The sequence below is a fragment of the Paenibacillus chitinolyticus NBRC 15660 genome (genome assembly GCF_000739915.1).
Lineage (GTDB): Bacteria > Bacillota > Bacilli > Paenibacillales > NBRC-103111 > Paenibacillus_F > Paenibacillus_F chitinolyticus.
Window position 1 is genome coordinate 897,586 of the sequence record NZ_BBJT01000003.1, and the last position, 25,201, is coordinate 922,786.

28 protein-coding genes are annotated in these 25,201 nt (G+C 54.0%); 8 read left to right on the forward strand and 20 right to left on the reverse strand.

Going from position 1 to position 25,201, the window contains the following annotated elements; all coding sequences use genetic code 11:
• Nucleotides 1–60 precede the first annotated feature (60 nt).
• The gene (locus PCH01S_RS09400; RefSeq protein WP_042228644.1) at nt 61–327 is read right to left on the reverse strand and encodes a YqhV family protein; all 267 of its coding nucleotides are present in this window, start codon (nt 325–327) and stop codon (nt 61–63) included.
• A gap of 146 nt (nt 328–473) precedes the next feature.
• On the opposite strand from PCH01S_RS09400, the gene comA reads away from it, so the two are divergent.
• From comA to PCH01S_RS09415, 3 genes are all read left to right on the forward strand, one after another.
• On the forward strand, nt 474–1,319 hold the full coding sequence (gene comA / locus PCH01S_RS09405; protein ID WP_042228646.1) for a phosphosulfolactate synthase: 846 nt from the start codon (nt 474–476) through the stop codon (nt 1,317–1,319).
• Nucleotides 1,309–2,046, forward strand: a complete 738-nt coding sequence (locus PCH01S_RS09410; RefSeq protein ID WP_042228647.1) for a 2-phosphosulfolactate phosphatase — start codon at nt 1,309–1,311, stop codon at nt 2,044–2,046. Before comA ends, PCH01S_RS09410 begins: the two co-directional genes overlap by 11 nt.
• A 93-nt stretch (nt 2,047–2,139) precedes the next feature.
• Nucleotides 2,140–2,604, forward strand: a complete 465-nt coding sequence (locus tag PCH01S_RS09415) for a DUF441 domain-containing protein (RefSeq protein ID WP_009674889.1) — start codon at nt 2,140–2,142, stop codon at nt 2,602–2,604.
• A 166-nt stretch (nt 2,605–2,770) separates the two neighbouring features.
• On the opposite strand, the gene PCH01S_RS09420 is transcribed toward PCH01S_RS09415, so the two are convergent.
• The 8 genes from PCH01S_RS09420 to PCH01S_RS09455 all read right to left on the reverse strand — a co-directional run bounded on the left by PCH01S_RS09420 (nt 2,771) and on the right by PCH01S_RS09455 (nt 10,011).
• Nucleotides 2,771–4,027: an aspartate kinase gene (locus tag PCH01S_RS09420; RefSeq protein ID WP_042228648.1), complete on the reverse strand. Its 1,257-nt coding sequence runs from the start codon at nt 4,025–4,027 to the stop codon at nt 2,771–2,773.
• A gap of 203 nt (nt 4,028–4,230) precedes the next feature.
• On the reverse strand, nt 4,231–5,025 hold the full coding sequence (locus PCH01S_RS09425; RefSeq protein ID WP_042228649.1) for an ABC transporter ATP-binding protein: 795 nt from the start codon (nt 5,023–5,025) through the stop codon (nt 4,231–4,233).
• The gene (locus tag PCH01S_RS09430) at nt 5,012–5,935 is read right to left on the reverse strand and encodes an ABC transporter permease (RefSeq protein ID WP_042228651.1); all 924 of its coding nucleotides are present in this window, start codon (nt 5,933–5,935) and stop codon (nt 5,012–5,014) included. Before PCH01S_RS09430 ends, PCH01S_RS09425 begins: the two co-directional genes overlap by 14 nt.
• A 64-nt stretch (nt 5,936–5,999) precedes the next feature.
• Nucleotides 6,000–7,031 (reverse strand): ABC transporter substrate-binding protein, encoded by a 1,032-nt coding sequence (locus PCH01S_RS09435; protein WP_042228652.1) that lies wholly within the window; start codon nt 7,029–7,031, stop codon nt 6,000–6,002.
• A gap of 225 nt (nt 7,032–7,256) precedes the next feature.
• Complete coding sequence (gene efp / locus PCH01S_RS09440; RefSeq protein ID WP_042228653.1) at nt 7,257–7,814, reverse strand: elongation factor P; 558 nt, start codon at nt 7,812–7,814, stop codon at nt 7,257–7,259.
• A gap of 26 nt (nt 7,815–7,840) precedes the next feature.
• Nucleotides 7,841–8,911 (reverse strand): M24 family metallopeptidase, encoded by a 1,071-nt coding sequence (locus PCH01S_RS09445; RefSeq protein ID WP_042228654.1) that lies wholly within the window; start codon nt 8,909–8,911, stop codon nt 7,841–7,843.
• A gap of 4 nt (nt 8,912–8,915) precedes the next feature.
• The gene (aroQ, locus tag PCH01S_RS09450) at nt 8,916–9,359 is read right to left on the reverse strand and encodes a type II 3-dehydroquinate dehydratase (RefSeq protein WP_042228655.1); all 444 of its coding nucleotides are present in this window, start codon (nt 9,357–9,359) and stop codon (nt 8,916–8,918) included.
• A gap of 94 nt (nt 9,360–9,453) precedes the next feature.
• The gene (locus tag PCH01S_RS09455) at nt 9,454–10,011 is read right to left on the reverse strand and encodes a YqhR family membrane protein (protein WP_042228656.1); all 558 of its coding nucleotides are present in this window, start codon (nt 10,009–10,011) and stop codon (nt 9,454–9,456) included.
• A gap of 159 nt (nt 10,012–10,170) precedes the next feature.
• Between PCH01S_RS09455 and PCH01S_RS09460 the strand changes: the two genes are divergently transcribed.
• Entirely contained in the window at nt 10,171–11,121 is a 951-nt protein-coding gene (locus PCH01S_RS09460; RefSeq protein WP_042228658.1) for a DUF1385 domain-containing protein, read from the forward strand.
• Nucleotides 11,118–11,405 carry a hypothetical protein gene (locus tag PCH01S_RS09465; protein ID WP_042228659.1) on the forward strand — a complete coding sequence of 96 codons (288 nt, stop codon included), beginning with the start codon at nt 11,118–11,120 and terminating at the stop codon, nt 11,403–11,405. The genes PCH01S_RS09460 and PCH01S_RS09465 overlap by 4 nt, the downstream gene beginning before the upstream one ends.
• Before the next feature lie 193 nt (nt 11,406–11,598).
• Here PCH01S_RS09465 and PCH01S_RS09470 read toward each other — a convergent pair whose 3' ends face one another.
• Entirely contained in the window at nt 11,599–12,564 is a 966-nt protein-coding gene (locus PCH01S_RS09470) for a patatin-like phospholipase family protein (protein ID WP_042228662.1), read from the reverse strand.
• Nucleotides 12,565–12,683: 119 nt separating this feature from the next.
• Entirely contained in the window at nt 12,684–13,118 is a 435-nt protein-coding gene (mntR, locus tag PCH01S_RS09475) for a transcriptional regulator MntR (protein ID WP_042228664.1), read from the reverse strand.
• A gap of 203 nt (nt 13,119–13,321) precedes the next feature.
• Between mntR and splB the strand changes: the two genes are divergently transcribed.
• Entirely contained in the window at nt 13,322–14,380 is a 1,059-nt protein-coding gene (splB, locus tag PCH01S_RS09480; protein ID WP_042228665.1) for a spore photoproduct lyase, read from the forward strand.
• A 23-nt stretch (nt 14,381–14,403) separates the two neighbouring features.
• Here the strand turns inward: splB and PCH01S_RS09485 are convergent, their stop codons facing one another.
• The 8 genes from PCH01S_RS09485 to PCH01S_RS09520 all read right to left on the reverse strand — a co-directional run bounded on the left by PCH01S_RS09485 (nt 14,404) and on the right by PCH01S_RS09520 (nt 22,289).
• On the reverse strand, nt 14,404–15,117 hold the full coding sequence (locus PCH01S_RS09485; protein WP_042228667.1) for a cytochrome c biogenesis CcdA family protein: 714 nt from the start codon (nt 15,115–15,117) through the stop codon (nt 14,404–14,406).
• Nucleotides 15,118–15,151: 34 nt separating this feature from the next.
• Nucleotides 15,152–15,955, reverse strand: a complete 804-nt coding sequence (locus PCH01S_RS09490) for a metal ABC transporter permease (RefSeq protein ID WP_042228668.1) — start codon at nt 15,953–15,955, stop codon at nt 15,152–15,154.
• Between the two features lie 51 nt (nt 15,956–16,006).
• Nucleotides 16,007–16,780, reverse strand: a complete 774-nt coding sequence (locus PCH01S_RS09495) for a metal ABC transporter ATP-binding protein (protein WP_042228669.1) — start codon at nt 16,778–16,780, stop codon at nt 16,007–16,009.
• Between the two features lie 66 nt (nt 16,781–16,846).
• Nucleotides 16,847–17,818: a metal ABC transporter substrate-binding protein gene (locus PCH01S_RS09500; RefSeq protein WP_042228670.1), complete on the reverse strand. Its 972-nt coding sequence runs from the start codon at nt 17,816–17,818 to the stop codon at nt 16,847–16,849.
• 214 nt (nt 17,819–18,032) lie between these two features.
• Nucleotides 18,033–20,051, reverse strand: coding sequence for a methionine--tRNA ligase (gene metG / locus PCH01S_RS09505; RefSeq protein WP_042228671.1), 2,019 nt, complete (start codon nt 20,049–20,051; stop codon nt 18,033–18,035).
• Between the two features lie 449 nt (nt 20,052–20,500).
• On the reverse strand, nt 20,501–20,740 hold the full coding sequence (gene yidD / locus PCH01S_RS09510; RefSeq protein WP_042228672.1) for a membrane protein insertion efficiency factor YidD: 240 nt from the start codon (nt 20,738–20,740) through the stop codon (nt 20,501–20,503).
• On the reverse strand, nt 20,737–21,150 hold the full coding sequence (locus PCH01S_RS09515; RefSeq protein WP_042228674.1) for a Fur family transcriptional regulator: 414 nt from the start codon (nt 21,148–21,150) through the stop codon (nt 20,737–20,739). Before PCH01S_RS09515 ends, yidD begins: the two co-directional genes overlap by 4 nt.
• 242 nt (nt 21,151–21,392) lie before the next feature.
• Entirely contained in the window at nt 21,393–22,289 is an 897-nt protein-coding gene (locus PCH01S_RS09520) for an MBL fold metallo-hydrolase (RefSeq protein WP_042228675.1), read from the reverse strand.
• A 191-nt stretch (nt 22,290–22,480) separates the two neighbouring features.
• Between PCH01S_RS09520 and PCH01S_RS09525 the strand changes: the two genes are divergently transcribed.
• Both PCH01S_RS09525 and PCH01S_RS31090 read left to right on the forward strand, forming a co-directional pair.
• Nucleotides 22,481–23,116, forward strand: coding sequence for a DsbA family oxidoreductase (locus PCH01S_RS09525; RefSeq protein ID WP_042228676.1), 636 nt, complete (start codon nt 22,481–22,483; stop codon nt 23,114–23,116).
• 240 nt (nt 23,117–23,356) lie between these two features.
• On the forward strand, nt 23,357–23,449 hold the full coding sequence (locus tag PCH01S_RS31090; protein ID WP_206735010.1) for a YjcZ family sporulation protein: 93 nt from the start codon (nt 23,357–23,359) through the stop codon (nt 23,447–23,449).
• Between the two features lie 96 nt (nt 23,450–23,545).
• Here the strand turns inward: PCH01S_RS31090 and PCH01S_RS09530 are convergent, their stop codons facing one another.
• Entirely contained in the window at nt 23,546–24,859 is a 1,314-nt protein-coding gene (locus PCH01S_RS09530) for a hemolysin family protein (RefSeq protein WP_255246833.1), read from the reverse strand.
• Between the last annotated feature and the right edge of the window lie 342 nt (nt 24,860–25,201).

Genomic DNA, 25,201 nt, shown 5'->3' on the forward strand with positions numbered 1-25,201 from the left:
TTGTCCTTTGTCTTTATATGTATGTCCCGGTGCAGTGAATATGTCGGTTTACTTTTTGATTTACTTTTTGAGAATGCCGATAAAAATGCAGCTCACGCCGGCCACGACCCAGAGCATCTTGCCGATGGAAAGCTTCTCCGCAATGCCGACCAGACCGATAGTAGTCGTCGCCAGAAGAATCAGCGGCCCCGCCATGGCTAGTCCCGTATTGACCAAGAGCGCTTTCTCAATCTGGTTAAAACGGATCATCAGCAGCGCCGCAATAATTTCCAGCGATCCCGACAGCAGACGCAAAGACGCCATGCTGAGCACGATTTTGTTAATCACAGCCGTCACCTCTCCTTTTTTGCAGCTATTCGATTCACCATATGCGGGCCTGTCTGATTTTAGGCATACGCGGCACCTACCCAGAAGCGCCCGCATAAGATGACTACGAAATTTACTCCACCGGAAAGTACTGAGGTGAGGACGTTATGGAAGAGTCTTCTTGCAAAAAGTGGCATCCGACTCTCGCCGATCCGACAGGGTGCCGCCAGAGCAAACCCCGGGCACTCGGGAAAACGATGGTGATGGATAAAGGCCTCGGCCTGAACGCTTACGACGATTTGCTGCAGGCCGCCGGAGAACATGTGGACTATATAAAGCTGGGCTTCGGCACTTCCCCGCTCTATCCGCGGGAGCTGCTCCGGCACAAGATCGAACGGGCGAAGGCCTTGGGAATCGACGTCTATCCCGGAGGCACGTTTTTGGAGGTGGCGGTTCAAGAAGGACTTATTTCGTCTTATTTCGACACCGTCGCGGCTTTGGGCTTCACCTGCGTCGAAATATCGGACGGAACGATCGAGCTGGACCGCAGCCTTCGCAGCGAGCTGATCGTCCGGGGAATAGAGGCCGGGCTTAAGGTGATCACGGAGTACGGCAAAAAATGCTGGGGGTCTTCGGTTGAAGCGGAGGCGTTGGTCGCTACGGTAACCGGGGATGTGGAAATGGGCGCGGAGCTAGTGACGATTGAAGCCCGGGAATCGGGGATGGGAGTCGGTATCTTCGACGAGAACGGCGCCTGTAAAGACGAGGAGCTGAACGGTGTGCTCCGCTCGGTCCCCAGCCCCGATATTCTTCTCTGGGAAGCTCCGCTCAAAAACCAGCAGATTCATCTGCTGGAGCTGCTGGGTCCGGACGTTCACCTGGGCAACGTCGCTCCGGCCGATGTGATTGCCCTGGAAGCGCTGCGCCGCGGCCTGCGTTCCGATACGTTTCACTTCGGAGAACGGCTTAGAAAAAGCGCCCGGAAAGAAGGCATCGAAGTCCATGCGGATTGACGTCATCCCTTCCCTAAGCGAAGTACGAAGCGAACTGCTGGCCGGACGGACCGCTATCGTCATCGACGTGCTCCGGGCGACGACCACGATCGTTTCCGCTCTGGAAAGCGGCAGCGCCGGCGTCCTTGCCGCCGAGTCCGTCCAGCAGGCGGTCATGCTGCGCGGGAAGCGGGATGTGCTCGGCGGGGAACGCCGCTGCCGGCGCATTCCCGGCTTCGACCTCGGCAACTCGCCGCTGGAGTACACGCCCGAAGCCGTAGGCGGCCGCAGGGTCGTGCTGACCACGACCAACGGCACACGGGCGATGCAGAAGGCGGCTCCGGCGGATAGAATCGTGGCAGCCGCCCTGCTGAACGGCGAGGCGTGCGCCAGGGCCGCCGCCGGGTGGAAGCGCGACGTCGCGCTTCTTTGCGCGGGAACGGCAGGCGCGTTCTGCTTCGAGGACGGCCTCTGCGCCGGACTCGTCGTCTCCGCGCTGCAGCGGCTCTGCGGGGGCACCGCCTTGGTCTGCGATCTCGGCCGCAGCCTTGCGGCCTGCTACGAGCGGCATGCGGACGATCCCGCGACGCCGCTGGCGGCCTGCGACAGCGGGCGCAGGCTGTCTTCCATCGGCTGCGAAACGGACGTCGCCTTCGCAGCCCGCGTGAACGTCTCGGACGTCGTCCCCCTGCTGAAAGACGGCATCCTCGTCCCCTTGGCGCCGGCCAGAGTGCATCTTTCCAGCTGAATGGGAGGCGTTCGCACGCCTGCAAGAGCCGCTTCGTTCTAAACCTTGTCCCCGCTCATACAATAAAGGGAGACTGGTACAAGGGGTTTTCTCATGAACGGAGATCTGCTTCTCGTAATTCTGATCATTGTCGGCCTGATCGGACGCTCCCCCATCATTACAACGGCGGCTTGTGTCCTGCTCGTCGTCAAATTGATCAGCCTGGACCGCTACCTGCCCGCCATCGAACGAAGAGGGCTGGAGCTCGGACTGCTGTTTTTGACGATGGGCGTGCTCGTCCCTTTCGCGAGCGAACGGATTTCGTATAAAGATATCTTGACGGTATTTACGACTTGGCCCGGCATTCTCGCTTTGTCCGGCGGCGCCATCGCCACTTACATGAACGGCAAAGGGCTCGATTTATTGAAAATCGATCCCCAATTGATCGTCGGGCTCGTGATCGGCTCCATTTTCGGTATCATTTTTATGCGGGGTATTCCCGTCGGACCTTTGATGGCGGCAGGCATTACAGCCGTTTTGCTGAAAATATTCACGTTCGTAGCCGACCGAATCTCCTGAGTTCCGAACGTCCGGATTTCTGCAGCCTGTAAATCAAAAAAGCGCCGAACTGTCTTCGGACAGTTCAGCGCCTTGCCGGCCTTGGGAGGCCGGTTTTATTTTGGTTATACGCATGTGGATCATAAGGCTGGAGTTACGGGACGACTAACCTGACCGGAAAGACGAATTAACGTCTGTCCTGAGGTCCGCCCACGAATACCTGCTCCTGGGCGTCGAGCCCGTAAGCCGTATGGAGAGCCTGTACGGCTTCCGCCAGCTGCTTGCCGTCGATCACGCAGGAAATTTTGATTTCCGACGTGGACACCATGTTGATGCTGACGCCGATTTTCGAAAGCTCGTCGAACATTTTGGCCGCCACTCCCGGTGTGCTGACCATGCCTGCGCCGACGATTGAAATTTTAACGAGATCGCCTTCGGAAGTCACTTCGCGGAAACCGACCTCACCGCGGATGCCTTCGATGGTCTGAAGCGCCTTATCGCGGTCGGAAAGCGAGACGGAGAAGGAGAAATCGGCCAGGCCGTTTAACACGCCGCTTTGTACGATAATATCCACGTCGATCTGTTCAGCCGCCAGGGACGTAAATACCTTGGCCAGCTGGCCCGGTTTGTCCGGTACGCCCAGAATGCTGATTCTTGCGATATTTTTATCGTAGGCGATGCCTCTTACGACAATTCCTTGTTCCATCTCCGCTTCCTCCTTGACATACGTGCCTTCGTTTTGAGTGAAACTCGAACGAACGACAAGCGCCACATTGTAATTTTTGGCATATTCCACTGCACGCGGGTGCAGAACCGCAGCTCCCAGATTGGCAAGCTCCAGCATCTCGTCATACGAGATTTCTTTCAATTTTCGCGCATTTTTGACAACACGGGGGTCGGTTGTGTAGATCCCGTCTACGTCTGTGTAAATTTCACATAGATCGGCATGAATCGCCGCGGCCAGCGCTACAGCGGTCGTATCCGATCCGCCGCGGCCGAGCGTCGTGATCTCGCCGTCTTCGGTCATGCCCTGGAAGCCGGCCACGATCACGACGTTGTCTTTCTCAAGCGCCGTGTGAATCCGGTGCGGCTGAATATCGGTGATACGGGCTTTGCCGTGCAGGTCTTCCGTGATCATGCCGCTCTGCCAGCCGGTGTAAGAAACGGCGGGTTCGCCCATGTTTTGGATCGCCATCGATAAAAGCGCGACCGAAACCTGTTCTCCCGTAGTCAGCAGCATATCCATCTCTCTTGCCGGCGGAGCGCCGTCATACAACTGTTTGGACAAATCGATGAGATCGTCCGTCGTGTCGCCCATCGCGGAAACGACCACGACACAGCGGTGTCCTTCTCTTTTGCGGTCCACGATCCGCTTGGCCACGCGTTTCATCCGTTCGGCATCGCCAACGGAGCTGCCGCCGAATTTCATCACAATTAAAGACAACCCTGTTCACTCCCTATGCTTGCAAATGAATAATTGTAGATCATTATAGCATAAACGTTCGGAATTGTGGGAGCGGAAAACTCCACTTTCCGACATTTCCCCTTATCCCTAGAAGAAATGGAGGAAATCCCGTTCTGTTTGTCTGTAAAAAAAGAAAGCTTGCCCGCTCCGTTGTCCGGAAGCAGACACGCTTTCCTTGACGTTCAGCCCAGTACCACCCGGTCGTCGACGAACTTCTCGCCGCGGATTTTTTCGAATTCCCGAAGCAGCTTCTCCACGGTCAGATCCTGTTTCGAAGCCGCCGGGATGTCGAGGATGATCCGGCCTTTGTCCATCATGATCAGCCGGTTGCCGAGCCGGATGGCCTGCTCCATGTTGTGCGTCACCATCAGCGTCGTGAGCTTGGACTCCTCCACGATCTGCTTCGTCAGCTGGGTAATAAGCTCTGCACGCGACGGATCGAGAGCCGCCGTATGCTCATCCAGCAGAAGAATATTCGGCTGCGTGAAGGTCGCCATCAGCAGGCTGAGCGCCTGACGCTCCCCCCCGGAGAGAAGGCCGACCTTGGCGTTCAGCCGGTTTTCCAGGCCGATACCAAGCCGCTCCAGATGTTCCTTGAACGCGAGTTTCTTCTGCTTGGTCACACCGAGACTAAAGCCTCTTTTGCCGGCGCGGGCATGCGCCATGGCAAGGTTTTCCTGGATGGACATGGTCGGTGCCGTGCCCGCCATCGGGTCCTGGAAAACACGGCCGATCCAGCGGCTCCGCTTGTGCTCGGAGAGCGATGTAATGTCTTTGCCCTCGATCCGGACGACGCCGTAATCGGGCTGCATGACGCCGGAAATGAGGTTCATGAGGGTCGATTTCCCGGCTCCGTTGCTGCCGATGACCGTGACGAAATCGCCGGGAGCGAGATGCAGTTGAATGTCCGAAAGAGCGACCTTCTCATCCGGAGTGGCCGGATTGAATATTTTCGATGCGCGATCAATGTGAAGCATGTTCCACACCTCCGCTCTTCTCCGCCAGCTCTGTTTTCCGTTTGCGGATAACCGCTTTCTGCTTCAATGACCCTTGAATCTTCGGCAGCGTTAACGCGATGATGACGATAAGTGCCGTCATCAGCTTCATGTCCGTCGATTCCAGACCGACTTGCAGCGCAATCGCCACAACGAACCGGTAGATGATGGCGCCGAGAACCACGGCAAACGTGGCCCGGATGATCGTTTTGGCCCCGAACAGCGCTTCCCCGATAATGACGGAAGCCAGACCGACAACGATCATGCCTACGCCCATCTGCATGTCCGCAAATCCCGAATACTGGGCGATCAGCGCGCCGGACAACGCTACCAGCCCGTTCGAGAGAGAAACCCCGAGGATAATCGTGTTATCGGTGTTGACGCCGAAGCTGCGGATCATCCGTTTGTTGTCTCCCGTTGCCCGAAGCGCAAGACCAAGCTCCGTATGAAGAAACCAATCCAGCGCCAGCTTGATGGCGACCACGACGATCGGCATGATATACAGCAGTGATTCCTTGTCAAGCAGAACTTCGCTTCCGAACAACGAAATCGTAGCCTTGCCCATAATTCTCAGATTGATCGAATACAGCGCGATCATCATGAGTATCCCCGAAAGAAGGGCATTAATTTTGCCTTTTGTATGCAGCAGTCCGGTGATAAGACCCGCAACCGCTCCCCCCGCGAATGCGGCTAATGTGGCGAGCAGAGGCGACACTCCGTGCGTAATCATTACCGCCGCGATGGAAGCCCCTGTCGTAAAGCTTCCGTCCACGGTCAAGTCCGGAAAATCCAGGATGCGGAAGGTAATGTAAACGCCGAGTGCCATAATCGCGTAAAACAGTCCTTGCTCCAGCGATCCCTGCAAGACCGTTCCCCAATCGATGGTCATCATGTTCACTCCGTTTCGTGTTCAATCATAAGGCGGCTTCGAAAACCGAAGCCGCCCCCATGTTTACTTATTCAAACAGGTTGGCCTTTTCTTTCACTTCCGCTTTCATTGCGTCCGTGACTTCAACGCCCATATTTTTGGCTGCTTTCATGTTGATGGCCAGATCGAGCTTTTTCGGATACCCGACCGGAATGTCCGAAGGCTTTTTGCCGTTCTTCAAAATTTCGACGGCTTGAAGACCTGTCGTATATCCCAGATCGTAGTAGTTGGAGCCGTAGCCAGCAAAACCGCCGCCTTTAACGGAATCGTTCTCACCTACGAACAGGGGTTTCTTGCCCTGTTCCGCCACCTGGATCACCGCGTTCAAGGCGGAAACGACTGTGTTGTCGAGCGGCACGTAGAGCGCGTCGGCTTTGCCGATCAGCGATTCAGCTGCCTGCTTCACTTCGGAGCTATTGGAAGGCGATGCCTTGACGACCTTGATGTTGTGTTTGGCGAACGCTTCCGTCGCCTGCTTTATCTGCACCTGAGAGTTCCGCTCCCCTTCGTTCGCAACGATTCCGATCGTCTTGACGTTAGGGAAATGCTTGCCCACGAACTCCGTCAGCTGATCGACGGCCTTGGGATCCAGGTCCGAGGTGCCCGTTACGTTGCCGCCCGGCTTCTCGATGCTTTTGACGAGCTTCGCGTCAACGGGGTCCGTCACAGCCGTAAACAGGACGGGCGCGTCTTTTACAGTCTGCGCCGCGGCAAGTGCGGACGGAGTGGCGATGCCCAGCACGAGATCTTTTTTGTCGGCCGCAAATTTCTGGGCAATCGAAGTGTTGTTGTTCATATCGTTCTGCGCATTCTGGTAGTCGATATCGGCCGTCTTCTTGTCTTCATAGCCGTTGTCCTTGAGCGCGGCGATAAACCCTTGGCGGGCGGCGTCCAGAGACGGATGCTCGACGATCTGCATAATGCCGATTTTCACTTTTTTGCCTTCGGGAGCCGCGGAGGCTCCGCCGCCGGTTGATTCCGGTGCCGCCTGTTTGCCGCAGCCCGCGGCGGTGACCAAAGAAGCCGCCAGTAAAAGAGTAACGAACGGTTTCATTTTCATTTTATTTTCCCCCTAAAATTAACCATCGGTTGAATTAATGTTTTACTGCATGAAAGCATAAAACCTGTAAAGCGTTATTGTTATAATAACCCGCTCTCCTAAAGTCGTCAATGAAAACGTTTCATTCCTCAAACGATATTTCTTGCGCCCTTTTCCCGGTGTACGCCAAAGCGCAAAAAGCCCCCGATTCCTTGGCGGGAATCAGGGGCTTGTCGTGCCTGTAAACTAGGCGCGGGAGATATATTTGCCTTCGCGCGTATCGATCAGAAGGACGTCGTTTTCGTTGATGAAAAGCGGCACTTGAACGTTCAGGCCGGTTTCCACCTTCGCGTTCTTCGTTGCGCCTTGAGCCGTGTTGCCTTTAACGCCCGGCTCCGTTTCAACCACTTTGAGCTCAACGCTGTTAGGCAGGTTGATCCCGAGGATTTCTCCCTGGTAGCTCATGATGTGGATGTTCATGTTTTCTTTGAGGAAGTTCAGCTCCCATTTCAGTTGGGCTTCTTCCAGGGAAATCTGGTCGTAAGTTTCCGTATCCATGAACGTGTATTCGGAACCGCTCGCATAGAGATACTGCATTTCGCGGTTTTCGATATGAGCGCGGCCCACGTTCTCGCCTGCGCGGAATGTTTTCTCCACAACGTTGCCGTTGCGCAGGTTCTTCAGCTTGGAGCGTACGAACGCGGCGCCTTTACCCGGTTTTACGTGCTGGAAATCGATAACGCTGAATAAATCATTATCTACTACAATCGTCAAACCTGTTTTGAAATCGTTAACTGAAATCACGTCTCAAGTTCCCTCCTGGAAATAAATCAAATGGTGATAAGCTCTTTCGTTGAATGCGTAAGCAGGCGGATGCCGCTTTGCTCGATGACGACGTCATCCTCGATGCGGACTCCGCCGAAGCCCGGAATATAAATGCCCGGTTCCACCGTCACGACCATGCCGGGTTCGAGAACGCCGGCAAAGCCTTTGGCAAGCCGCGGATGCTCGTGGACTTCCATCCCGAGGCCGTGTCCCGTGCTATGGCCGAAGTTGTCCCCGTACCCGTAGCGCGCAATAATATCGCGGCACAGCGCGTCGCCTTCGCTTCCCGTCATGCCTGGCTTCAAGCTGCCGACACAGTTCAGTTGGGCTTCGAGTACAATGCCGTAAATCTCTTTGTGCCTGTCCGAAGGCTGACCCAGCACGACGGTGCGGGTAATGTCGGAGCAGTAGCCCTTATACAAGGCGCCGAAATCCAGTTTGACGAATTCGTTCGGCTGAAGCACCCGGTCACTCGCCACACCGTGCGGAAGAGCCGATCTTTCGCCGGAAGCGACGATCGTATCGAACGACGAGGATGTGCCTCCGTTCTCCCGGATGAAAATTTCCATCTCCAGCGCGATCTGCTTCTCGGTCACGCCCGTTCTCAATCTCGTTAGTATGTAAGAAAAAGTCCGGTCCGCCAGATCTGCGGCTTCCTGCATGATTTTCAGCTCGGACTCGTCTTTGACGATCCTGAGCTTCTCCACAATACCGCCGGTCGGGATCAATTCAACCCCTTGCAAATCGCCAGTATAGCCGGAATAAGCGGAATAAGTCAAGTCATTTTCTTCAAAGCCGAGCTGCTTGATGGACTCTTTGCCGAGAATATCCAGAATGGTCCGGCCGATTTTACCTTTATGGTCGATGACTTCGTAACCCGCGGCTTCTTTCGGAGCCTGCTCCATATACCGGAAATCCGTAATCAGTACGGCTCTTCCGCCGGTTACCAGTACGATGCCCGCGCTGCCCGTAAAGCCCGTCAGGTATCTGCGGTTGATTGGATTCGTAACGAGTACCGCAGGGATTCCCTGCTCGGTCAGTTGCCGGCGTAGACGTTCCAGACGCTTGTCCTGCATAATATCACCTAGCTTCCACAAAATGTTGATGAAGCGCTCTTAATCCGAGCTCGTAGCCGAAAGCCCCGAAGCCCGCAATCTGCCCTACCATCACGGCGGCCAGAACGGAACGGTGCCGGAACTCCTCACGCTTGTGAATGTTCGACAAGTGCACCTCCACGGCGGGAAGTCCGACCGATGAGATCGCGTCGCGAATGGCGTAGCTGTAATGGGTAAAAGCCCCGGGATTGATCAGAATCCCGTCCATCGTCCCGTGGGCTTCGTGAATCCAGTCGATCAACTGGCCCTCGTGATTAGACTGGTGAAAGGTCAGCTGGAGATCCAGCGTTCCCGCTATTTCCGTCATTGCCGTTTCGATGTCTTTCAAAGACATACTTCCGTAAACGGCCGGCTCCCGTATACCGAGCATATTCAAGTTCGGCCCGTTAAGGACCAGCACTTTATTCACGCTTAGGCGCCTCCTTCATAGCCGGCCGAACGTGCTCCGGCTTCTCGCTTTACCGTAGCCATTTTACCATAAGTTGCTTGGAAAAGGTAGTTTGCTAAGCGGGTTTGCGGCTGTGCTCCTCCGTAAATTCGAAGGCGGTCGAGTAGCCGATAAACAACCCCCAAACCAGAAACAGGCAAAAATCCGTCAGGATCGTGTTCCAGTCGCTGAAATACATCGAGCCCATCATGCCAGTCCAGGGGCCGATCACCAAATAGAGCAGGCACCACCACGCGATTCCGTATCCGACTCCCATCCAGGGCCCTCTTACTTTCCCGAACAGGAACATATAGATGAAAGACGCCAGAATCGAGAAAACGATAAAAAACAGCCAACCCACCAGTGTCCCCTGCCAGGTGAGAAGAAAATCGTGCCGGTAGAACGGTTCGGCCAGAAAGGCGGGAATTACCCTCGTAAATTTGAATATGTACTCGATGATTTTAACGGCTCCCCAGATTATCCCCGCGAAAAACCCCAGATACAGGGCGAAAAAAGCCCGGTTCGTTTTCTTCTCTTCGCCGGCCGCTCCTCCGTTTTGCGAAAACGACTTTCTTTCGCCGCATGCCGAATTTCCATTCCCTGCCGCGGCTGTTCCCTGCGTATGGTTAACCATGTTCCTTTTCCTCCCGGCTAGTCCAATATCCGTAACTTTACGTCCAACCTAGTATGTACCAATTCCCGCTTCTTAACCGAAATAGAAAGCGGTGGCATTCTGCTGGAAAATTCGCTAAAATAGAGAAGAAACCAGCTATTTAGAGAAGGTGGATAGAACGTGTCACAATCCAATACAAGCATTTACGGCGGACAAGCCGTTATTGAAGGCGTCATGTTTGCCGGCCGGAATGTTCATGTCACCGCGGTCCGCAAAAAAGACCGCACCATCGATTTTCTTGAAGTTCCCAAAACCGAAATCGGCTGGGTCAACAAACTGAAGAAAATCCCTCTGCTGCGCGGTATCGTCGGAATTATCGAATCCAGCGCCAAAGGCGCGCAGCACCTCAACTTCTCGGCCGAAAGCTTTGCGGAAGAAGAGGAAGGCGAAGGCAAAGCCCCCGCCAAGGAAGAGAAGTCGGGGTTCAGCCTGTCGATGATTCTCGGGGTAGCCGTAGTCGGCGTCCTGTCCTTCCTGATGGGAAAGGTGATCTTCACTCTCGTTCCGGCAATTCTGGAGGATGTCATGTTCGGCAAGTTCTTCGAACAGCATCAGATCTGGCACAACATCATCGAAGGACTGATCAAGATCGTTTTGCTCGTGTCCTATATTTACATCATTTCGCTCACGCCGGTCATCAAACGGCTGTTCCAGTATCACGGCGCCGAGCACAAAGTCATTTCGGCATACGAAGCCGGCGTCGAGCTGAACGTCCGCAACGTCCAGCAGTTCAGTACGCTTCATTACCGCTGCGGCAGCAGCTTTATCGTCTTTACCGTCATCATCGGCGTCATCATATACTCGTTCTTCACCTACGACAATATGATCGACCGCATCGTACAGCGTCTGGTTCTTCTGCCGGTCATCATCGGCGTCTCTTACGAAGTTCTTCGTTTTACGAACTCGCTTCGTGAAGTGCCGGTTCTCCGTTTCCTCGGTTATCCGGGGCTCTGGCTGCAAAAGCTGACGACCAAAGAGCCTACGGACGATCAGGTGGAAGTCTCGATCGCCTCATTCAACCGGATGCGTGAAGCCGAAAGCCGGCTCACCCAGTCCAAGGCAAGCGCATGAATCGCCGCTGGTCGGCCGCTACCGTCGTCATCGCGGCGCTCGCTCTGATCGGACTTGCCTACAGCTTAAACCAGTTTCTCATTCCCGTCCTGGTACTCGGACTGATTTTCGTCCTGTACAAGATGGCCCCCCGGAAGGGGCAGGGTACTTCCTACAAAACCCGCTCCGCGGGCCGCAAGCCGGACCGGCTCTCGGTGTCGGAGCGGAGGCGCAAAGCCAAGTTCCGGGTCATTGAAGGCAGCAAGCCTTCCGACCCTCCGGAAGACCCGCCGAGATACCACTGAGAAGGCGGAAACCAAAAAAGCGAACCTTTGCAGGTTCGCTTTTTTTGGTTGTCCGGATGCGCTGCCGCTCCCCGCGGCATTAATCTTGTACTGCGATAGGTCCGCATGCCGTACAAGCACGTACCTCCCTTGAGTTTTACGGGGGGATACGTGCAAACGCCGTACGAATCCGACGCAACCGGCATATACCCGCTTATACCGGCTTGCGCAGAACGTATTTTTCGTAAGCGGACTCATACAGATGCATGGACCATTTGCGGAAATAGTCGTCGGAAGCCCGGTACCCCGCCTCGTACAAGTTTTCGCTGTCCTCCAGGGTTAGGTTGAACTGGGTCGAGTTTACGTTGAGCGCAGGTATTTTGACCGTCCGGAAGTAATTGTTCTCTTCGATGTATCGGGTGTCGTGTGCATCCATCATCGTCGTGAACAAAGCCTGGAACATGGAGATAACCCCGTTAATTTTATGAATATGTTTCGGTATTTTGCCGACCAGAGAGAAACCTAGAGTCGGAATCCGGCTCGGCTGCTGCTCCGGCTCGTCGAAAAGCCACAACGGGAAGTTGCTCAGAATCGCCCCGTCCACAATGTACACAAACTGGTTGCGGAACGGTTCATCGTGCCGGGTCTGCCGCGCGGGTTTCCGGATTTTCACGGGATCGAAAAAATACGGAATCGAAGAGCTCATCCGAACGGCCCGGGCAATCGAAAAACGGCCGGGATCGATTCCGTATTGGGCGACGTCGTCGGGAAAAACGAGCAGCTTTCCCTGGGAAATATCCGAAGCCACGATTCGCAGCTGGTTTTTGCGCAGATCGCCGAACTTTCGGATTCCTTTGACCTCCAGCTTCTGGCGCACCCAATCTTCCAGGGCGTCACCGGAATAGAGCCCTTTTTTCCAAATCAGCCTGGCGGCCGACCCCACAATTCCCATATCGAAAATGGGAGAGCGCTTTAAAAATTTGTGAAAGGGGGTTTCGATAATGAGCCGCTTGATTTCTTCCCCCGTATACCCCGCCGCGAGAAAAGCCGCCACGATTGAGCCGGATGAGGTTCCCGCCACGTCGTGAAACTCGAATCCGTTATCCAGCGCCGAGCTGACCGCCCCTGCAAGCGCGATTCCTTTGACACCGCCGCCTTCGAATACCGCGTTGATTTTCATTCCGTCACCTCCGCACACCTTCCCTAGGTATGTATGCGGCAATGGACGTTCCTAGACGCGATTTTCACAGTAAAAAACGAAAAAACGTCCGCCATCTTAGATCGGCAAACGTTCCAGTCTTATTCGGATTCCGAGCTGTTGTCCAGCTCCGTCCTTAAGTTGCGGAGATCTTCCAGTCTGGCTGGGTCCCGGTTCAAATATTCAATCAGCGTTTCGATGCAGGTAATGGAATCCCAGCTCAGATGATGCTCGATTCCTTCCACATCACGGTAGATATTTTCTTCCTGAACACCGATTACGGTTAAAAATTGTTCCAGCAAGGCATGTCTGTCCACCAGCCGCTTGCCCATTTTTTTGCCTTTTGAAGTCAGGACGAGTCCGCGGTATTTCTCATATACCAGATATTTATCTTTATCCAGTTTCTGGATCATTTTCGTCACGGAAGAAGGATGTACTTCAAGGCCTTCGGCAATGTCGGACACACGGGCGTAGCCTTTCTCGTCGATCAGTTTGTAGATCCGTTCCAAATAATCTTCCATACTGGGCGTCGCCATCCCGAGTTCCCCCTGCTTTTGCTAAAATTTAGTTGCTTATTTGCTTTAGTATAATACCGTTTATTAACTAATAAAGCAAGTTAACGGAATGCGCCGAAGCGATTTCCGCGAACTTTTCCCACGGTTACGAGCGCTGTCCCGGGTGCAGACTATAGCCGAACGGAAGGACTGTTCCGTTACTTCCCGTCTTAAAGGAGCACGCCATGGCTACTGAACAGATGACCCGCACCAGAAGCACCGCGTTGTTCGTGCCCGAGCTCGTTTATTTCGAACCGGATGCCCTCCTGTATCCCAAGGGCAAACGCATCCTGGAGTGGGCTCAAAACAAAGGCCTGCCCATCCACATGACGACTTCCCACAACCGGATTACAAATTTTCCGGGCGAAACCGAGCTGGAAAAGTACCGGATCGCGAAGCGGACGCTTGTGGTGGGAATCCGGAAAACGTTGAAGTTCGATACGTCCAAGCCATCCGCCGAATATGCCATGCCGATTGCGACAGGCTGTATGGGACATTGTCATTACTGCTATCTTCAGACGACCTTGGGCAGCAAACCTTACGTGCGCGTATACGTCAATACCGACGATATTCTCAAAGCCGCCAAGCAGTATATCGAAGAAAGAGCCCCCGAAATTACGCGGTTCGAAGCGGCCTGCACCTCCGATCCCGTCGGTTTGGAGCATATTACCGGATCCCTTAAAGAGTATATCGAATTTATGGCAAAAGAGCCGCTCGGCCGTCTTCGTTTCGTTACGAAATATCACCATGTCGAACCTCTGCTTGACGCGAAGCATAACAAGCATACCCGATTCCGGTTCAGCGTAAACGCGGACTATGTCATTAAAAACTTCGAGCCGGCCACTTCGGCGTTTCATGAACGCATCGAGGCGGCCGGCAAAGTGGCCCGCGCGGGTTATCCGCTCGGCTTCATCATCGCCCCGATTATTTGGCACGACGGCTGGGAAAAGGGCTATGAGGAGCTGATCGTCAAGCTCCATGACGCCCTGCCCCCGGAAGCGCTCGACGATTTGACATTCGAGCTGATCCAGCACCGTTTCACGAAAACGGCTAAAAACGTGATCGAACGCCGCTATCCCAAATCCAAGCTGGAGATGGACGAGGCGAAGCGAAAATATAAATGGGGCCGCTACGGCCGCGGCAAGTATGTATATCCCGATGAGCAGGCGACGGCTCTGCGCGAATTTATTACGGAGCAGATTTTCGATAAATTTCCGAACGCCAAAATCGAATATTTTACCTAAACCCAGTTCTTCCAAAGATTATGTTAAAATTGCAGCCATTGGGGCGTTATGTTGTTCAGCCAAATGGTGATTTTGTACATCTGATTGGTGTACAACAAAATGGCGAAAACAATCATGACGCCTCCCCCTATTTTCATAATCATGGCGGAGTAGCGCAAAATCCATTTGGTAGACCCGATGAAAAAGGACAGGACGAAAAAAGGAATCGCAAATCCGAGCGAATAAGCGCTGATCAGCGGAAGCCACGAATCCGGTTCGGCGGCGGCCATCACAAGCATGGACGACAAAATCGGACCGATGCAGGGCGACCAGCCGGCGGCGAAACCGATTCCGATCAGAACCGAGCCGAGATAGCCCGCAGGTTTCCATTTGAGCTGAAGCTTACGCTCTCTCATCATCCACTTCGGCTGGAAAATTCCGAGCAGGAACAATCCCATCACAAGGATGAGCAGAGCCGCAATTTGTCTGAGCAGATCCCGGTTCGTTACAAAAAACTCCGAGACGGAGCTGGCCGCAAGCCCAAGGCTGTAAAAAATGATTGAAAATCCGAGAATGAATGCAAGCGTATGGGCCATCGTCTGCAGTCTGGCCGCGCCTTTCGTCTGCCCCGATTTAAGCTCGCTGACCGAAATTCCGGTGATGTAAGACAAATATGAAGGATACAGCGGCAGACAGCACGGCGAAATAAATGAAGCGAACCCGGCCCAGAAAGCGAGCCAAACATTAACATGCTGCATGTGTAAGCATTCCTCCTGCTTTGGGCCGCCGTTTTTAAGCGCGGCGGACCGTTTTCCAAACCAACTGAACCATGAGAACAACGATCAGGGAAAGAACGATGGTCGCTCCCGGCGCAAAATCGTACCACGCCGCCAAGGCCAGTCCCGCGACAACACCGATCTCCGATATGAGGACGGACAGCACGACCGAATGCCGGAAGCTCTTCGCCGCAAGAAGGCTGCAGGCGACCGGAATCGTAAGCAGCGCCGATACGAGCAGCGCGCCCACAATCTTGATGGACACGGAGATAACCAGCGCCGTCAGCATCGTGATCATGATGTTGTACACTTTCAGCGGCAGCCCGCTTACTCCAGCCGCCTCCTCATCAAAGAACATGAGGAACAATTCCTTAAAATGCAGGGCAACAACGGCGAGCACAAGAATGCACACGCCGAAAACGACCCACAGGTCGCTGGAATCGAGTGTGTAGATGCTGCCGAAGAAATAGCTCATCACATTAATATTATACCCTTTGCCCAGCGTAAACAACAGCGTAGCCAGCGCCACCCCGCCCGACATGATAATCGCGATCGACAGCTCCGCATACGTTTTGTACGCCTTGCGCAGCTTTTCGATTGCAAACGATGCCAGAAGCGCAAAAAGAAGCCCCATGCCGATCGGATACACGCCGAGAAGAAATCCCAGCGCCACCCCCGCGATCGAAACATGCGCGAGAGTATCCCCGATCATCGAAAGCCTCCGCAGCACTAGAAAGACACCCATCAACGGAGCGGTCAGCCCGATCAAGATGCCTCCGATAAGTGCTCTTACAAAAAACGGTTCCGTAAAAATATCCAAGCTGCTCGCCCCTTACTTCCTCTTAATCCGATGTCAACAGGCGGCATGCCTTTATTGACTTGTTTGAAGCTCTCTGACCGTAGAATGCGTCAGGTCGGTCTCTTCGCAATTCTCGGGTTCGTGCGTGTGTTTTACGAAAAACTTCAGTCCCCCGCTCTGCGTCTGCGGCTCCGAACCGAGATAGGACCTCATCATTTCCCGGTCATGAGACACCATGATAAAGGTCATGTGGTGGTGCTGATGCATATGGCGGATCATATTAAAGAATACCGCCTGGCTTTCCGCATCGATCCCCACCGTCGGCTCATCCAGGATGAGCAGCTCGGGGTTGTTGGCGATAGCACGCGCAAGAAACACCCTCTGCTGCTGTCCGCCCGACAATTCTCCGATTCTGCGTTTTGCCAGATCTTCGATGCGCATCGCTTCCATGGCATCGTCACACCGGCGCATATCCTCTTTGGTCAGGCGCTTGTACAGCTTCTTTTTCGTGTAAAGCCCCGACATTACCACCTCGCGGACGGTTGCCGGAAACAGCGGATTGAGCGAATTCTTCTGCGGTACGTATCCGATGCGCTCCCAGTCCCGAAACTGCCGGATCGGCTGTCCGAACAAGCGGATATCGCCTTCCGTAGGCTTATGCAGGCCGACCAGCATCCGCAGAAGCGTTGTTTTTCCCGCTCCGTTAGATCCGATCAGTCCTACAAAATCTCTTTCAAGAACGTCAAAATTTAAATCCGTTATAACCGGCTTGCTTCCGTATGAGAAGGAGATGCCGCTAAATTCCACGATTTTGTTATGGCAGCCGTCCGGTTTCCATGTATCCATTCCGTTCTTCTGCTCCCTTCGCCGCCGGGCGGCTTTCGCTTCTGTCGCTTCAATGATGAGTCACTTCTATTGTAAAGCTTTCGTCAAATTTTTCAAATTTTCTTCCATTACGGAAATATAGTCTTTGCCTTGCTTTACCTGTTCTTCGGTCAACCCTTCCAGCGGATTCAGTACGAGCGTTTCGACCTTCGCGTCTTTGGCCAGCGTTTTCGCCAGTTTGTCCGATACCAGTTCTTCGAAGAAGATATATTTGATCCCGTGCTCCCCGATGTACTCTCTCATTTTCTTCATATCCTGAGCGGTCGGCTCGGCATCCGGGGAAAGGCCCATAATGGCCATCTGAGTCAGCCCGTAGTCATGGCACAAATAGGCGAATGCCTGGTGGGACACGGCAATTTCTTTCTTCGGCAGCCCGGAGAGGCTGTCCTTGTACTGCTTATCCAGAGCGTCCAGTTTGGCCGCGTAAGCCGAATAGTTCGCTTCATAGTCGCTCTTGTGCGCCGGGTCGGCTTCAACGAGTGCGTTTTTGATGTTCTCGGACATTTTTTTGGCGTTCTTGGGACTAAGCCACGCGTGAGGGTCGGTATCTTTGCCGGCCTCTCCGGTATGGCTGTGTTCATCCTTGCCGTGTTCGTCCTTGCCGTGGTCGTGGTCGTGCGTCTCTTCCCCCGCTTTAAGAAGCTCGACTCCCGTGCTCGCTACGACCGGTTTCACCTTGCTGTCCTTCAAGCTTTTGAGGAAGTCGTCCACCCAGCCTTCAAATCCCGCTCCTTGATAGAGGAACAACTGGGAATCACTGATGTTTTTGATGTCCCGGCCTTTCGGTGTCCAATCATGAGGCTCGACCCCCGCCGGCACCAGGTTGATGACGTTCACATGGGCGCCCCCCACCTTGACCGCAAAATCGTAAAGCGGGTAAAAGCTCGTCGTTATATTGATTTTATCTTCCGCGACCGCCGACTTCTGGCCGCCTCCGCAGCCTGCCAGCAGTAGAGATATCGCGAGTGTCAACCCTGTAAGTATACGCCGTCTTTTCATAGAAAATAACTCCTTTCGGCAGCCTGTCACAATAATCAAGCTGTGTAAATCGTAATTATTTTTATTTACTTGCTGATTATACGGACCCGGCCCGCCTTCTGTCAATACTAATCATAAACATTACGATTAATTGACAAAAATTCTCCTCTACACATGTCAAAACCCGGAAAAAACGCGAAAGATGTCCGCATTTTTTCCGGGTCGGGAAAGGGTGTTATTTCACGATGGCGCCGTTCGGCATCGAATCCGGCACGGTTGCCAGCGTCAGTCCGTCGCCTTCGGAAGCCGCCAGGATCATTCCCTGCGACTGTACGCCGCGAAGCTTCACCGGCTTCAGGTTCGTCACGCAGATGACCTTGCGTCCGACAAGCTCCTCCGGCTTGTAGTACTTCGCGATGCCGGAAACGACCTGCCGCTGCTCGTAGCCGAGGTCCAGCTGGAGCTGAAGCAGCTTGTCGGCGCCCTTGACGGGCTCCGCCGCCGTGACCTGCGCCACGCGCAGCTCGACCTTCGCGAAATCGTCGATGCCGATTTCGGGCTTCGCTTCCGGCGCGGGCTTGGCATCCTCCGCCGGGGTCTTCACGGCCGGAGCCGGCTCGGCTGCCGCAGAGGCAGGCTCGGCTGCGGCTTCACCGGCCGGCGCCTGGCCACCGTTCATTGCAGCCGCGATGAAGGCGACCTCTTCCGCCATATCCAGGCGCGGGAAGAGCGGATCGCCTTTGGCCGTTTTGGTGCCGGAAGGCAGCAGGCCGAACGTGTGGACGCTGTCCCACGCGGTAAGCGCTCCGTCCTGGATGCCGAGCTGCTCCCAGATCTTCGCAGGCGTGCGGGTCAGGAACGGCTGCAGGAGCACGCTGACGATGCGCTGCGTCTCGAACAGGGCGTACATGACGGAGCCTAGCGTGCCGTGGTTCACGTCGTCTTTGGCCAGAGCCCACGGCTGCGTCTCGTCAATGTATTTGTTGGCGCGTCTGACAAGCGCCCAGATAGCCGACAAAGCGGTAGAGAACTCCATTTTCTCCATCTGCGCTTCTACGGTTTCAACCGTTTCTTTCGCCGTAGCGATCAGTTCCTTGTCAAAAGCCGTAACTCCCGGCTGGAAGTCCGGAACGACGCCGTCGAAATATTTGCCGAGCATCGCCAGGGTCCTGTTAAGCAGATTCCCCAGGTCGTTGGCGAGATCGTAGTTGATCCGCTCGACAAACGCCTCGGGCGTAAAGGTGCCGTCCGATCCGAAAGGCACTTCCCGCAGCAGGTAATAACGCAGCGCATCAAGGCCGAAATGTTCGATCAGGGTGACCGGATCTACGACGTTGCCTTTGGATTTCGACATTTTGCCGTCCTTCATGAGAAGCCAGCCGTGCGCGAACACTTTTTTCGGCAGAGGCAGGTCCAGGGCCATCAGCATGATCGGCCAGTAGATGGTGTGGAAGCGGACAATCTCCTTGCCCACCAGATGGACGTCTGCCGGCCAGTAACGCTCATACTTCGACGGATCTTCACTGCCGTAGCCGAGGGCCGTAATATAATTCGTCAGCGCGTCGATCCAGACGTAGATGACATGCTTCGGATTGCCGGGCACTTTAATGCCCCAGTCGAACGTCGTCCGCGAAACGGCGAGATCTTCCAGCCCCGGCTTGATGAAGTTGTTGATCATTTCGTTTTTGCGGGATTCCGGCTGGATGAACTCCGGGTTTTCCTCGTAATATTGAAGCAGTCTGTCGGCATATTTGCTCATCCGGAAGAAATAGCTTTCTTCCTTCACCCATTCAACGGGGCGGCCGCAGTCCGGGCATTTTCCATCGACCAGCTTATTTTCCAGGAAAAAAGATTCGCAAGGCGTACAGTACCAGCCTTCGTAAGTATCCAGGTAAATGTCTCCCTGCTGAGTCAGACGGTCGAAAATTTTCTGGACGGCGTCCTTATGCCGCTGGTCCGTCGTGCGGATAAAATCGTCGTAGGAAATATCCAGCCGGCTCCACAAGGATTTGATGCCGTCGACGATTTCATCCACGAACGCCTGGGGAGTCTGCCCCTTTTCCTTCGCTTTCCGCTCGATTTTCTGACCGTGCTCGTCCGTGCCCGTCAAATACATGACATCGTAGCCGCGAAGGCGCTTGTAGCGAGCCATCGTGTCTCCCGCCACCGTCGTGTAAGCATGCCCGATATGAAGCTTGTCGCTGGGATAATAAATCGGTGTCGTCAAATAAAAGGTTTTGCGGTTGTTGTCCATGTTACCCATCCTCTTTCTTCGTAATGTTCTATGCAAACGAGACGCGGAAGCCGTAAATCGCAAAAAGCCCCCGTCCAACAAAGGGACGAGAGCTGTGCTCACGCGGTACCACCCAGATTTCTCCGCCTCTTGCGAGGACGAAGCTCGGCAGCCGCCGGTTTCCCGGCGGCTCCGTCCGTTAACGCCGGACAAGCGATGCCCCCTTACGCCCCTGTCGCGGAAGAAAACTTCCTTCCTCATCGGGGCCGCTCGAAGGCATGTTCTCCGGGACCATACTCCGGGGTTCCGACTGCACCGGCTTTCACCTGACCCGGCTCTCTGCAGCAGCTTCCTCCCGTACTCATCCGTTCATCGAACATGTCTATTCATAAAGTGATGATCATTCTAGTTCCATTGTTCCCGCGAATAGGCAGGTTTAACCAACAATATAGCGAATCCCGCAAATTGTGTCAACCGGTATTTCGCCCCTCTTTCCGCGGCGGCGGAACCGGATCTACTCCGCCCGGGTGAAAAGGGTGGCAGCGGCATATTCGTTTGGCCGCCAGCCACGACCCGTATAACGGCCCGTGCCGCTCTATCGCCTCCAGCGCATACTGGGAACAGGTCGGATAGAACCGGCAGGTAGGCGGTTTGAGCGGAGACACGTATTTACGGTAGGCATGAATGGGTGCCTGGAGCACCTTTTTCATTTCTGGCAATCCTTGCAGTACCCGTAAATTTCGAATTTATGTTTGACCGCCTTGAAATCATCCGGCAATCCCTTTACCTCATCCATAGGACAAAAGACGAACGGGATCGTTTTCTCGCACTGAAGGCAGATCAAATGATGATGGTGATCCATTTCCGAACAGCGCGCACGGAATTTGATCCCGTCTTCGAAAACAAACTGTTCCAGGACGCCCATGTCATGCATGATTCTCAAATTGCGGTAGACCGTATCAAAACTGAGGCCGCCGTATGTTTTCCCCATGATTTCATACACGGCTTTCGGTGTCACATACCCTTCGGACTTGGCGAACAATTCCGCCAGCGTGCGTCTTTGATCGGTTATCCGCATCCCTTGTTCGGCCATGGCCTGTATAATTTCTTCGGCTTTCACTGCGGTCCCTCCAAGCTGCATCATATCTCTTAATAATGCCTTATAAGGACAGCAGCGTCAATAAGGGAGCAGGCCGAAGGTCCCGCTTATAGGCCGCCGATGCGGATACGTCCTCTCGGGTCGCTTATACCGGCCTTGCTGCTGCGCTCGCCGGCACACTTCGCTTCGAAACGCTCGCGGCGGACAGGACGCTCCGTTCAGGCCGTTAAGCCCGCGCGGTCCGGGAACCCGCACAGGGAAGTTTAATCCCCGTTTCCCCCGCCGCTTTCTTTCATCTCATCGTCCCTGTAATAGATCAGCCTCTCTCCCGGCACAAACAGCTTAAACTTCTGGTACGGGTACGTGCGATGGACATAGTCGACGAAATAGGCCGGATTCTCCGTGTTAAAGGCGAAAAGATCGTAGTGCATGGGCACGATCAGATCCGCTCCGATGCCGACGCCGAGGTCCGCGGCTTCCCGGAAGTTCATATTGCCCATGAGATTCGCTTCGTACCGCTTGATATCGCGGCCGTTGATAGGCAGGCAGGCTATATCGATCCGGTGTGGACGCAGCGTCTCCAGCAGACCCGCGTACCCGATCGTATCTCCGGCATGATACAGCGTAACTCCGTTGAGCTCTATGACATAGCCGAGATACTTGTGATTTCCGTTCTCATCCGTTTCGAATTCTTCATGCTTGGCGGCGACCGGCGTAATCCGCATATCCCGGAAGTCGATCATCTGCCCCGCCAGGGCTCCTATGACCGCATCGGGGGCGATTCCGAGCCCCGTCAATTGAGAAACCACCGGAGCCGGACAAATCCACGTCGCTTGCGGAGATGCGATAGCTATCGCACGTACCGAGACCGGGTCGAGATGGTCGGGGTGATCGTGCGTGATGAGGACGAGATCCGCGTGCCCGATGAGTTCCGGCGAGAGAGGCGTTTCGAACTGGCGCGGCGAATTGCCGAACTCGTCATCTATGTAATTGCTTAAATACGGATCTATATATCCGATGATTCCCGCGGCTTTGAAAGCCATTCCTTCCTGGCCCAGATGCCAGAGCGCAATGGCCTTATCCGGAACGAGCGTGCGATCGATTTGTCCGATGACGGATTCGCCCCGTCTGGTTTTGTCTTTGTCTTTTTTGTCTGCCACCTTAAGATCGCTCCTCTTCGCTAGATTGAGAACTCTATGAGGTTTTTAGCCGTTTTTTGCCCGTCTCAAACAATCTTCCGGGTTTTGGCAGGTCGGAGCGTTTCGGTTTCCGGCGGGAAGTATACTATAATGAGTATGCTTTATTTCGATAAACGCATGAAAAGATTCTAGGACGGAAGGAGCTGACTCTATTGATTATCGATGTTTTTCAGGATACCGTCTGTCCCTGGTGCCGGATCGGTAAGTCCTATCTGACGGAGGCTCTCGGTCTATGGAAAGGCGAGCCTGTCTCTGTCCGTTTCAGGGCCTTTCGCCTCGACTCGTCTATCCCGCCTAAGGGCGTGCCCTTTACGGAAGCGATGAACCGGAAGCTGCAGGACCCCAGCGGGGAAAAGCTGCAGGCCGTACTGGACGGCGTCACGAGGGCCGGACGGCAGGCGGGCGTCCCCTTCCGTTTTGACCGGATTTTGTCGATGCCGGATACCCGCCTCTCTCAACAATTGATCGCCGCCGTGCCGGAGAGTTCGAAATCGCTCGTCCTTGACCGCATTTACCGGGCCTATTTTGAAGAGGGCCTTAACATCGGCATGGAATCCGTACTGCTGCGGATTGCCGGAGAATGCGGATTAGATCCGGCCGAAACCGCGAAGCGCCTTTATCACGAAGACGTCGAAAACAGCGTCCGGGCCGATTATGCCCTCGCTAAGCGGCTGAACATAAACGGTGTGCCTTTTTTTATCCTCAATAAAAAAGTCGGCTTCTCCGGAGCCAGGCCTCCCGAAGCTTTGCTGGACATCATGAAGCGCGTAAGCGAGAACCGGGAGTAGCGGGATAGGCCAGGCACCGACAGGATTACGACGACGATAATGACGACGATTTTGTCCTGTATCGGCCGGTCGACCGCCTGCACTCTCTTGCAAATCCTCACAAACAGCGGTGCCGGACGGCTCTTCGTAAAAATTTGGACTCCCCGGGCATCCGTCCATGACAAACGCCCCCGCCCTTCATAAGATAATTCTGTAAACAGAGCTAAACAAAGCAAAACTCAAACTCAGGGAGGCGTTAACATGTCGGGTTACGGAGCAGGCATTGGGTTCACGAGCACAGCGGTCATTCTGGTTCTTTACATCTTACTGGTTATTGTTCTTGCAACATTCTAAACAACTATAAGGGATTCCATTCCAACACAATCCCCCCTATAGAAAAAACACAAGAAAACGCCGCGGGGACGCGGCGTTTTCTTGTGTTTGAATTTATTAAGACACGACCTGCTGAAGCAGCACTTGTTCTTCAGGAGGTTCCTTGCGTACGATCAGCCGTACGATCCGCATATGTTCTACTTCATCAATGATAAACTGAAGCGGCCCCAGATGGATGCGCTGGTTTTTCATAGGCGGAATTTCCACCTGGGAATAAATCCAGCCGCCGATCGTATCGTAATGCTCGGTTTCGATTTCCGTACCGAAGTGATTGTTCACTTCCTCGATGAGCATCATGCCGTCGATCGAGTACGTAAATTCGTCTTTCTTCTCCATAACGGGACGTTCATGGTCGAATTCGTCCTGCAGCTCGCCGACGATTTCTTCCAGAATGTCTTCAACCGTTACAAGACCCGACGTGCCGCCGTATTCGTCGATCAGCAGCGCCACTTCCGTTTTGCGTTTCTGCATCAGCTTGAGCAGCGTACTGATCGGCATCGACTCGGGCACCGTCATGAGCGGTCTTATAATCTTGCGTATATCGTCAAGCTGGTCGCTTGCTTTTAACAAATCCTTGATGTGGACAAAGCCGATAATGTTATCTTTGTCCGGATCGCAAACCGGATAACGTGTGTAGAGCTCCTGAATGGCCATTTCCTTGTTTTCTTCGAAGGAATGAGCGGCATGCAGGCACACCATTTCCGTACGCGGAATCATAATTTCGCGTGCGTTCGTTTCCGTGAACTCGAAAATATTGTCCACCAGGGTGAGTTCCGTATTGTCGATCAGCCCGTTCCGGTGGCTCTCTTTCATCAGCAGCCGGATTTCGTCTTCCGTATGAACCGTATCGTGGTCGCCTTCGGGCTCAATGCCGGATTTGCGAAGCAGCCAGTTGGAGGTTCCGTTCAGCATCCAGATGAAAGGATACATGATTTTGTAAAAAATCAGGACCGGACCGGCAACCCAGAGAGTCACATCTTCCGATTTGCGGATCGCATACGTTTTGGGAAACTGCTCCCCGATAATAATGTGAAACGCCGTAATAACCGTGAATGCGATGATAAAAGAAATGGTGTGAATAATAACAGGTGGTACACCAATGTTCACCAATAGCGGTTCGAGTACAGACGCCACCGTAGGCTCGCCGATCCAACCGAGCGCCAAAGACGTCAAGGTTATGCCGAGCTGGCAGGCGGACAAATACGCATTCATGTTCTGAACGATTTTGCCGGCGAAGCGCGCCTTCACATTCCCTTCCAGGACAAGCGCATCGATACGGCTTGCGCGCACTTTCACCATCGCAAATTCCGCCGCCACAAAAAATCCGTTCAGTAGAACGAGAACCACAATCAGTACAAAATTCAGTAACACTGGTAAAGGGTCACTATCCAATTAATCCCTATCCGCCTCTTGGAAGCAGACAGGTACACCTCCTTTTAAGTTGAAAAATAAGTTGTAAAATGAAAGATCAAAAAAGGTTTGAGTCCTTCCTATTTTACAGTATAGCGTCTCGCGGTTTTTGAAGTCAAAGCCAGGGAAAGCCAGCATAAAGGCGCGAACCGGAGCATCGCCCGGATTGTGACACCCCTTTCGCAATTTTTGAGGATTTACTCCATGCTATTCGCCGCGGCTTGGAATTTATACCATTTTCCGCACCGTTACAGCCTCCTTTTTCTGCTCCCCGCATAACTTTCGTCAGGCATTCCCATATTA